7 protein-coding genes and 1 tRNA gene are annotated in these 10,686 nt (G+C 51.3%); 7 read left to right on the forward strand and 1 reads right to left on the reverse strand.

The annotated features are described in order from the left end of the window. Nucleotides 1–120: 120 nt before the first annotated feature. Complete coding sequence (locus HUK38_RS13915) at nt 121–2,250, reverse strand: InlB B-repeat-containing protein (protein WP_182584938.1); 2,130 nt, start codon at nt 2,248–2,250, stop codon at nt 121–123. Nucleotides 2,251–2,665: 415 nt separating this feature from the next. Between HUK38_RS13915 and rpsU the strand changes: the two genes are divergently transcribed. The 7 genes from rpsU to HUK38_RS13950 all read left to right on the forward strand — a co-directional run. Further along, nucleotides 2,666–2,881, forward strand: a complete 216-nt coding sequence (gene rpsU, locus HUK38_RS13920) for a 30S ribosomal protein S21 (protein WP_150094296.1) — start codon at nt 2,666–2,668, stop codon at nt 2,879–2,881. A gap of 153 nt (nt 2,882–3,034) precedes the next feature. Then, on the forward strand, nt 3,035–4,804 hold the full coding sequence (gene dnaG, locus HUK38_RS13925) for a DNA primase (protein WP_182584939.1): 1,770 nt from the start codon (nt 3,035–3,037) through the stop codon (nt 4,802–4,804). 92 nt (nt 4,805–4,896) lie between these two features. Then, nucleotides 4,897–6,726, forward strand: a complete 1,830-nt coding sequence (gene rpoD / locus HUK38_RS13930; RefSeq protein WP_182584943.1) for an RNA polymerase sigma factor RpoD — start codon at nt 4,897–4,899, stop codon at nt 6,724–6,726. Between the two features lie 76 nt (nt 6,727–6,802). Beyond that, nucleotides 6,803–6,878 (forward strand) — tRNA-Ile (locus HUK38_RS13935). A 200-nt stretch (nt 6,879–7,078) separates the two neighbouring features. Beyond that, complete coding sequence (locus HUK38_RS13940) at nt 7,079–8,164, forward strand: glycosyltransferase family protein (protein WP_182584940.1); 1,086 nt, start codon at nt 7,079–7,081, stop codon at nt 8,162–8,164. Between the two features lie 150 nt (nt 8,165–8,314). Further along, nucleotides 8,315–8,878 (forward strand): FHA domain-containing protein, encoded by a 564-nt coding sequence (locus HUK38_RS15460; RefSeq protein WP_275285035.1) that lies wholly within the window; start codon nt 8,315–8,317, stop codon nt 8,876–8,878. Between the two features lie 38 nt (nt 8,879–8,916). After that, nucleotides 8,917–10,686 (forward strand): cache domain-containing protein (locus tag HUK38_RS13950; protein ID WP_182584942.1); only part of this gene is annotated, 1,770 nt, incomplete at its 3' end.

The raw sequence follows: 10,686 nt of genomic DNA on the forward strand, positions 1-10,686 counted from the left end.
ATACAGATCAACCCAAATGATGAGTTGGGTACGCTGTAACGATAGCGTTCCACAACAGACGCACCATTGTGCGAGTAGCAAATCATCACCGTCAACTTAACTTGACATCCCTATTAAATCTTAATCAGAACAATTGGTTACGGGTGGCGCATACCACGCAATGCCCTCGTATTGCCAGTCTGTACCAGCGGCGAGGGCGGCTTGTTCGGCGGCATTTTGGGTGTAAAAGTGGGTGAATAAAGTTGGATTCCAAAAGCGATAAACGGGCAAATAACCAGTGACGGCGGTTAATTGTGCGTACCAGGCGGTGCCTTCAAATTGCCAATCGGGGAAGGTTTTGAGGATGTCGCGTTCGGCTTCGTCGGTGGTGTAGAAATGATGTAACCACACCGGACTCCAAAAACGGTACACGGGTGCGGCGTTGGCGGCGGCGGGATTTTCCGCACCCCACGCCGCGCCTTCGTAGAGCCAACCCATTGATGTTTCAGCAATTAACCAGTCGCGTTCGCTGCGCGAGGCGGTGTAAAAGTGGGTGAGCAGCGCCGGATGCCAAAAGCGGTACACTTCGTCGCCACACGCGACGCTGTCGGCTTGAAAATTGGCTGTTAAATCAACCGCTTGGTTAAGCGCAACGGTGCAGACGGCGGCGCTGCCTTGACAGGCGTTGCCCGTCCAACCGGTGAAATAATAACCGGCGGCGGGTGTGGCGGTGAGGGTGACTGCGGTGCCGGCGGCGAAGGCGTGGGTGCAGGTTGATCCGCAGTCAATGCCGACGGGGGCGCTGCTGACCCAGCCGTTGCCGGCGAGGGTGAGGCGCAATTCGACGCTGGCGGGTGCGGCGGCTCTTAACCAAGATTTGACATCGTCATAATAGGCGGCAAAGGCACCGTCAACGGTTGAATTAGCAAAACTGTCGCAGACGCGGTCGGTATTAACACCGCATTTGCCGAATAATTGCCCGACGATTTCGGCATCATCATCTAATAATGGTGCGCCACTACTGCCGCCTTGCGTGGCGCCAATGTCATTGATATTACCAGTATAAATGAAATCACCGCGTGGCATTCCACTGCACGGTAAGGTTAATAAATCGGTGCGATGGGTTGAATAGGCTTGGGGCGCGGCGCCGGGGTGACTAATGCGATAAAAGGTGTCGCGTTTATAGGCGACGCGATCTGAATCCCACCCTAAAAACCACGCGCCAGCAGGTGGTGGTTCTAATAATCGTAATAGGCTATGATCGGTATCATCTGAGGTGTGTAATAATTCAGCGCCGACGGTTGAGGGCGTGTCCGGCCAATAACAATCACCACGACAGCGGTCGGTGGAATAATTAAAGCGTGTTTCCACCGTGGCGGCGACGGCAACACTATCAACGCAATGATGCGCGGTGAGAAAATAGGGAATGAACGTGGTGGTATCGGTATCGGCAATTAACCCGCCGGAGCAATCAAAGGCGCCGTCTTCATCAATCATGCTAATTTGCGCGACGGCGGCGCGGGCGACGGCAATAAGTGACCAATCATCATCATCAAAACAACTGGCATCTTCAATACAAGAAGCAACATCATCGCAACTGGATTGATTGGAGGCTTGACGGATGGCAACTGCGCCGAGTTTCATTCGCACAGCGGGCGCGGTATCATTCACATCAGCAGCAGTATGATTATCATCATTTGCATTGGTTTGATTAAACGTGGCCGGCGGTAAAATCAGAGTTATCAATAATTGTTCGCCGCTGAGTGATCCTGTCCAAAAACTGCCGTTGCGTGATTGATACGGCCCCCGTCGCGCCCCGGCCACGTTGCGTAGCCACAACTGCGCCCCCGCCGGCAGGTGCAATTCATCAAACCGCAGTCGCGCCCCGCCGGCGTTGGGCAAATCCAGCCGCGCTGTCCAAATCAGGCTGCCATCCGTCGCCCGCCGCAGTAACCCATTGGCAATACTACGTTTTTCATCAGACCGCACCGTGCGCATTTCGGCGGCGGTCAGGTCAAGCGCCAGCGCCAGCGGCTTGACCACCCCGACCATTTGCGGCGCACCGCGTCCCGCCCGCGCATTGTGACGGGTCAAACGCTCGGTATCGGCCGCCTGCCAGTCCACCGTCACGGCGGCGTGCGCGGGTTCTTCGGCAATGGTCGGGACAGTCAGCGGCAGGGCGTGGCGGGCGGGTGAAACTGGGTAACGTTCAGGCGGGACTTCGATGGCGCGGGCGGCGGTGTGAAGACCTACCGCAAGTACGGCAAACATTGATAAAAAAACATTGCGCATTGGCACGACACAGCTCCGGGGTAATGAGGGCGGTTGAGCATTGGGCAGGTCAGGTTGGGAATTATCAGGAGTGACGCCGCTTAGAGCGTAACTAATTGATTTATCAAAATTAAATGCGTTCACGCGCCGGTGTGTTGATAACGATCAATCAATCACGGCGCGCCCAATTGCGTCACTCACAATTATATGTGATCTGGCGCGTTATTTGCGGCCGCAAGGTGACGCGATTACGGTGGGTTGCACCGCACGACCGCGCCGGTGTGATCAAATGCATAAGTCGTTTGCAGAATGCTTTTTGTTAGGCGTAAAATGCTCGATTACCTGTGATAATCAAGATCGCAGATTTCACCCGTGGTTTCATTAGTCAAGTTGTCTTTTTTAAGAAGGATTGTTCATGCCAAGCGTTCGTGTCAAAGAAAACGAGCCATTTGAAGTTGCCCTGCGTCGGTTTAAGCGGTCGTGTGAAAAAGCGGGGGTACTTGCCGAAGTCCGCCGCCGCGAGTTTTATGAAAAGCCGACGTCCGAACGCAAGCGCAAAAAAGCCGCCGCGGTCAAGCGACATCATAAAAAGCTCTCTCGTGAAGCACGGCGTTGGGAGCGTCCTTTTTAGTCACGGTCGTGCGCGGCTGACGGCGTGACTCATAACACCTGATCCTGCCAAACCGATCAGGTGTGCCATTCAAATCTGTATTGTTCGCATAGTACCGCTGTCCGAGCGTCATCATGTGACGTCACGGTGGTTTAGGTTGTCTATTCAGCAACAATGGCTAGTCGTATCACGCCCGACTTAAAACAGCAGGTGCTGGCGCGCACCGATCTTGTCGAATTAATTCGGCAACGGGTGCCGTTAAAAGCAGTTGGTCAAAATTTCAAGGCTTGCTGTCCATTCCACGATGATAAAACGCCGTCATTCCATGTTGTTGCGGATAAACAGTTTTATTATTGTTTCGGCTGTGGGCAACACGGCAACGCAATTGATTTTTTAATTGCGTATGACCGCCTGAGTTTTAATGAAGCGGTCGAAGAATTAGCCGCCCGCGCCGGGATTGTTTTAACCCCGGCTGATGCCAATGACCAAACCGCTCGGGTGGCAACTGCGCCGCTGTATGCAGTATTAGAGCAGGCGGCGGCCCTGTACCGGCAACAATTGCGCACCAGCCCCAATGCAATTGCGTATTTAAAACAACGCGGTTTGACCGGCGCGATTGCTAAACACTTTAGTCTCGGTTTTGCACCCGAGCGGTGGGATTTTCTCACTGCTCATTCGGCATTTGCCCAAACGGATCCGCAGCTACTGGTGGCGGCCGGCTTATTAATTGCGCGCCCTGATGCACCCACTGGGCGGCGCCATTATGACCGCTTACGCCAGCGGATTATTTTTCCCATTCGGGATCGGCAGGGGCGGGTATGCGGTTTTGGCGGGCGAGCGATTGATGGCAGTGAACCTAAGTATTTGAATTCACCCGAAACGCCCGTCTTTCACAAAGGGCAGGGGCTGTACGGATTATTTGAAGCGCGGCAAGCCAGTCGTAATTTGCCGTACTTACTGGTGGTTGAGGGCTATCTGGACGTCATCACCCTCGCGCAATTTGGCTTTCCGTACACGGTGGCGATGCTCGGCACAGCCACCACGGCTACCCAATTGCGTCAACTGCAACTGGTTGCCAGTGAGGTAATTTTTTGTTTTGACGGCGACCGCGCCGGACAAGCGGCGGCGTGGAAAGCGTTGAAATTGGCATTACCACTGGCGACGGGACACCACCCCATCCGCTTCGTGCGCTTGCCTGCCGATCAGGATCCGGATTCCCTGTTGCGTCACGCCGGCACTGCGGCCTTTGAACAACTGCTGGCCGATGCGCAACCGTTATCGGAAGTGCTATTTGATACACTCTTGGCGCAGGTCAACTTAGCGACTGTCGAAGGGCGGGCGTGGCTGGCCACCGAAGCGACGGCGTTGATTAACACGGTGCCGGCGGGCGCGTACCAGACCCTGTTGCGGCAGCGGTTGTCCACATTAGTTGGTATTAAACCAACAGTGTCACCGCCGCCACATCAAGTACAGTCACCGATGACGCCAGCGCGCTTGACACTGCCGCAACGCGCTGCGGCATTATTGCTACAGCAGCCGCAGCTTGTGGCACAGTTGCCACCGGATTGGCCGGACGAGGTCGCCAGTTGGAGTCAACTCAACCGTGATGATGTACGCCTATTACAAGACGTGTTGCACTGGGTCAGCGCCGACCCGAGCGCCTCGCTGGCTTGGTTACGCGAGCGCTGGCGCGATGATTCGCGTGCGGCATTATTGCAACACCTCACGCATCCAATGGTTATTGCGCATATTCCGCCCGCTGGTCAAATCGTTGAATTAATCGGCATCATGCGCAATTTAAAACAAGAGGTTGAAAAAAACATGCGGCGTCAATTGCTTTCAACCCGTCATTTGAATGAATTATCACCAACCGAGCGGGCGCAATTACGGACATCCGCCCTGTCAATGACACCGGCGGATCAGGACATCTCAGTCCCTGACTAATTGCCAATAAACGATACGCAAAAAGCACCGGGTTTTAATTGCCAGTGCAGTGGTCCACATACGCCGAAATACATAGTCAAGCAGGGTTTTTTATGGATCAGGAACAACAGACTTCACAACTCAAACAACTCATTGCAAAGGGTAAAGAACAAGGCTATTTGACGTATAGCGAAGTCAATGATCATTTGCCCACCGGTATTGTCGAACCTGATCAAATTGATGACATTGTGCGCATGATTAATGACATGGGCATCATGGTACACGACAGCGCCCCCAGTGATATTGATTCATTAAGTGATTCAGCATTAGCCGATGATGAAGCGGCAGAAGCGGCGGTGGCGGCATTAGCCTCAGTTGATAGTGAATTTGGCCGCACCACCGACCCAGTACGCATGTACATGCGCGAAATGGGAACAGTGGAGTTATTAACCCGTGAAGGCGAATTGCGCATTGCAAAACGGATTGAAGATGGCTTAAATCAAGTCTTAGAATCCTTATCCACTTATCCGCGCACCGTTGGCAAATTACTGGATATTTTTAGCTGTGTTGAAGCCGAACAGATGCGGTTATCTGAGGTCATTTCCGGGTTTAATGACGAAGAAGAAATCGCGAATGAACCGGTGATTAAAATCGTGGTCAAGGAGAGTGATGAAGAAGACGTGGTAATGACCGCGACCGAGGAGGGTGAAGAAGTTGTCATTGATACCGGCCCCGATCCTGAAGAATGCGCCCGGCGCGTGGCTGAATTACGTCAGCGCTATACCGAATTACTCGCGTGTTTGCATGAACACGGCCGCAATCATTCACGCTCACGCACTGCACTTGAACAGGTCTCTGAAGCCTTTTTACAATTCAGATTAGTTCCCAGCATATTTAATGAATTGGTCGGGGTGTTGCGCGGTACGATTGAAGAAATTCGTACCCATGAACGGGCGCTAGTGAATGTTTGCGTAGATGTGGCCAAGATGCCGCGCCATTTATTTATTGAAACCTTTGTTGGTCACGAAACCGATCCTGATTGGTTGACCCGGCAAACGACGGGTAAGGCAGCGTATGTTTCGCGTTTAAATAAACAGGCGGCGCGGATTCGTGAATTGCAAAGCCATTTGCACACATTAGAAACCGATAACGCGCTCACCATTGGTGAAATCAAAGACATTAACCGTAAAATGTCAATTGGTGAAGCTAAAGCGCGGCGGGCAAAAAAGGAAATGGTGGAGGCGAATTTACGTCTGGTCATCTCCATTGCTAAAAAATATACCAATCGCGGGTTGCAATTCTTGGATTTAATTCAAGAAGGCAACATTGGTTTAATGAAAGCGGTGGATAAGTTTGAATACCGGCGCGGGTATAAATTCTCCACCTATGCCACCTGGTGGATTCGTCAAGCCATTACCCGTTCAATTGCCGATCAGGCGCGCACCATTCGTATTCCGGTGCATATGATTGAAACGATTAATAAACTGAATCGTATTTCGCGCCAAATGGTGCAGGAAATGGGGCGTGAAGCGACTCCTGAAGAATTGGCCGAGCGCATGGAAACCACCGAAGATAAGGTGCGTAAAGTATTAAAAATTGCGAAAGAACCGATCTCAATGGAAACGCCCATTGGTGATGATGAAGATTCGCACTTGGGCGATTTCTTAGAAGATTCAACCGCCGTGTCGCCGGTGGATTCGGCTACTGCTGAAGGATTGCGTGAAGCAACGCAAATGATGTTAGCCAGTTTAACCACCCGCGAGGCAAAGGTATTACGAATGCGTTTTGGTATTGATATGACCACCGATCATACGTTAGAAGAAGTTGGCAAACAATTCGACGTGACCCGTGAACGTATTCGCCAAATTGAAGCAAAAGCATTGCGCAAATTGCGTCATCCAACCCGCTCGGATAAGTTACGCAGTTTTCTTGATTCAGATTGATGACTCAAATGACGCTTTTGCATGACCGCGGGTTTGGTGTAAAATCGCGGCCAACGCAATTGCAGTTGCGCTTTTAGGGCCGTTAGCTCAACGGTCAGAGCAGGGGACTCATAATCCCTTGGTTGTAGGTTCGAATCCTACACGGCCCACCATAAATCACAGGCTTACCATTTATCCGGTAAGCCTTTTTTATTTAGCTGACAGTGGCTTTTTTATTGTGTTTATTAGAGATAAATATCACCGGTGATGCACTTCAAAATAGCGCTGTATTGAGTGGGACGTGGTTCATACCGCTCCACCTCTTACGGTATTATGATTTTGCATCCATCCAGTTGAGCGCCTGTCAATTCCCATGCCACATCTATTCGTCGCCGTCACCGCGCACGGCTATGGGCATTTAGCCCTCGTCGCGCCGCTCATTCACGCGCTTTGCCAGCAACAACCGCACTTGCGCGTCACCCTCGCCGGCCAAGTCAATCCGCACTTCGTCCGCCGCCGCCTACCGCCAACCGTGCAGCAAGTTGACATAGCCACCGACGTCGCCCTCCCGATGGACGGGCCGCTGACGGTCAAATGGCAAGACGGATTAGCGCGTTACGAAGCATTTGAAACCAATTACCCCGCGCATTTGGCACAGCAACTCGCGTGGTTCGAGCGCGATCCGCCTGATCTAGTACTGAGTAGCGTCGCGTGGTTGCCACTCGACGCCGCCCACCAGTTGGGCATACCCGCGGTCGCTCTGGGTCCGCTCAATTGGTACGATATTTTGGCCAGCAGCCCCGTCGCCGCCCAAATGTCCACCGCGCTGGCCACGCGCCTGCAACGGGTGTACGCCGCCGCCGACCTGTTCATTTGCCCGACACCCTCGATGCCGATGACGTGGTTGCCCAACGTGCGCACCGTCGGCCCCATTGCCGCCCAGCGACCGCGTGATCGTGCCACTGTCGCCGCGCAACTCGACCTCGACCCGAGTGCAACGTGGGTATTGATGCAATTTGGCGGCGCGGGACGCCTACCGCTCGGCGGCGCTGCGGCGCACCTCCCCGGTGTACAAATTCTCACCCCCGACCGCGCCGCCGCCGTGGGCAACATCCGCCTGATTTGTGACGCAGATCACAGTCACGGCTGCGACGGTTTAGGCGTGTTAGCATCCTGTGATGTTCTGATGACCAAACCCGGGTACAACAGTTTCGCCGAAGCCGCCTGTCACGGCATTCCTGTGCTGTACGCCCGCCGTGACGACTGGGCCGAAACGCGCTATCTGGTTGATTGGCTTGAAAAAAAAGTGCCAACACGCGCCATCACCGCCGCCGCGCTGGCGCAGGGCGACATCGCCACCGCGCTGGCACAACTAACCGCCGCACCGCCGTCTGCTATCACCCCAGCCACTGGGGTCGCTGACTGCCTTGCATTATTAAAACCGTGGCTGTTTAAATAACCGGCTATTCACCGTTTCACCCACCATTACAGATCGTTAAGTGAATTAAAATAGCGTTCAACATGTTCCATTGAACACTTTAGGGTTTCATCAAAAGTAACATTGGATTAATGCTAAAACCTACGGTTATTGAAGTCTGAATCAATGCACATGCCAGCCACCGTTGACAGCCATCTAAACGCTTCCGGGCGGATTAGTTTGTCATTATTAGCGGAACATATTTTAACCACCACCGCCAATGAATTTGCCACTTTCTTATGCCACCGACCCGTATTAGCGGGTGCGGCGATTCGACGTGGGTGTTTTGCCCGGCGCAAATGTGAACATGACCAAACGTTAATGTTTTATTCCCACGAAGAGCATGAATCTGCCGCCCCAAGCACCGCAGAATTAGATAAGGTAGTTTATCCACTCGTTAAATGCCGTCCCCTCACCAATCATATAGAAAGTTTTACGATTGGTCGCTTATCGAGTAATGACTTAGTGATTGCCGACTTCGCTGTGTCAAAACATCACGCCACATTAGAACTGAAATTCGGGCAATACATCTTAATAGACTGCCAATCCACTAACGGCACTTGCGTCAACAATAAACCACTCATCACACAAGAACATTCATTACAAGATGGCGATGTGATTGCATTTGCCCGCTATGAATTTGTCTTTTTTAATCCCGAATCGCTCTATTATCAACTCGTTCATTGGCAGGGATAATCAACCTCTTGTTCACTACAGCACACCAACATTTTGTTATGCGCACCACTGTTTTAATCCTAACCACGCTCATCATCATCATCTTGGCATGGTGGACGCTGTTTTATACTGATCGTGAATTACGCGACGACCTTTCACGCCGTATCCAATTCGCCGCCCAAGCCATTGACATTAAAAAAGTTGCGCGTTTATCTGGCAGCGCTGCCGACTTGACACGACCAGAATATCTGAAATTAAAAGAACAACTCGCCACCCTTTGCGACACTGATCCAAGCTGTCAATTTTTATATCTCATTGGGCGTCACCCAGACGGACAAGTATTCTTTTTTGCTGACAGTGCCGCGAATGGCGCCGCGAATGAATCACCCGCCGGGCAGCTTTATGATGAAGCCGATGCAGAGTTAATTGAATTATTCACCCGGCACACCGCCGCTACATCAATCACCGGACCAATAACTGACCGCTGGGGTACATGGATATCAGCACTGGTGCCATTTATATTACCAACACCGCAAATAGCCAATCGCACCCAACCTGTATTCGCGGTATTAGGCATGGATGTCGCTATTGGTGAATGGCGTATGAATATCGCCACCCGCGCCGCATTACCAATTGGCACCATGCTCATTCTATTCATCGGCGTTATGGGACTATTGATCGGTAATAAACAACAAGATTCATCACCTAAACCCGTGTTATGGCGTTTATTTTTACCGCTCACAACTGCCGCCTGTTTACTATTAACTGCCAGCGGATTCTTATTATGGCAACAGCACTTGCAATATCAACAAGCACAGTTTGCTGATTTGACTGTGCAAATACAACGCGAGTGGCGCACGACACTGCAACAACAAATTGATAGTCTCACAATTGCCATTCAACCACTCACAATCGACGGACGCATTCATAATGCTTTGCGTAAAAAAGACAAGCAAGCATTACAACGTGATTGGCAAGCGTTATTTACACAATGGAAAGATTTATATCACATCACCCACTTTTATTTTTTTGATGCCAACCGCTATTGTATTTTACGGCTACACCAACCCGACCGCTATAGTGATCAAATTAACCGATTCACCGCCATCAATGCAGAAGACACCGGCGCAACGGCGGCTGGTATTGAATTGGGACCATTAGGCACCTTCACCCTGCGCGTTGTGCAACCTGTCATTATCAATCAAAAATTGCTGGGCTATATTGAATTAGGCAAAGAAATAGAAGATGTATTACAAACATTAGAAACCCGCACGAATGTTCAATTAGCCGTTGTAATTCGCAAAGCGGCATTACAACGCACTGTTTGGGAAGTAGGGATGAAACGGCTCGGCCGAGAAGCCAATTGGGATTATTTGCCGGACGGCGCAGTTATCTATGCAACTACTGGTCAACTGCCCGCATTTTTAATTCCCTGGGCAGATGGTATTGCGGCACATTTACCGAATGAGTTATCGGTTAAACTAGTCAAATTTGAAAAGAAAACTTGGCAAGTTGCTGCCATTGCGCTGTACGACGCTGGTAATAATGAGATTGGAGAATTATTCGTTACGCATGATCTCAGCAACGAAGTGACCGCCTTTATACGTCGAGTGACCTTTGTGGGGACCATCGGCACCATTCTATTAATTTTATCACTCACATTGCTATTCATACTATTACGGCGGACCGATCGTACAATTGATCTACAACAAGCCGCTTTGCGTGATAGTGAACAACGCCATCGTCTTTTGTTTGAACATTCCACCTCGGCAATTGCCATTCACGATTTAATTTTAGATGCGCAGGGGCAACCAACTGATTATGTATTA

The organism is Thiospirillum jenense (genome assembly GCF_014145225.1).
GTDB lineage: Bacteria > Pseudomonadota > Gammaproteobacteria > Chromatiales > Chromatiaceae > Thiospirillum > Thiospirillum jenense.

Bases quoted from the DNA above. Each gene is read 5' to 3' on its own strand.
- HUK38_RS13915 (WP_182584938.1), bottom strand. From the start codon at position 2,250: ATGTTTGCCGTACTTGCGGTAGGTCTTCACACCGCCGCCCGCGCCATC.
- rpsU (WP_150094296.1), top strand. From the start codon at position 2,666: ATGCCAAGCGTTCGTGTCAAAGAAAACGAGCCATTTGAAGTTGCCCTG.
- dnaG (WP_182584939.1), top strand. From the start codon at position 3,035: ATGGCTAGTCGTATCACGCCCGACTTAAAACAGCAGGTGCTGGCGCGC.
- rpoD (WP_182584943.1), top strand. From the start codon at position 4,897: ATGGATCAGGAACAACAGACTTCACAACTCAAACAACTCATTGCAAAG.
- HUK38_RS13940 (WP_182584940.1), top strand. From the start codon at position 7,079: ATGCCACATCTATTCGTCGCCGTCACCGCGCACGGCTATGGGCATTTA.
- HUK38_RS15460 (WP_275285035.1), top strand. From the start codon at position 8,315: ATGCCAGCCACCGTTGACAGCCATCTAAACGCTTCCGGGCGGATTAGT.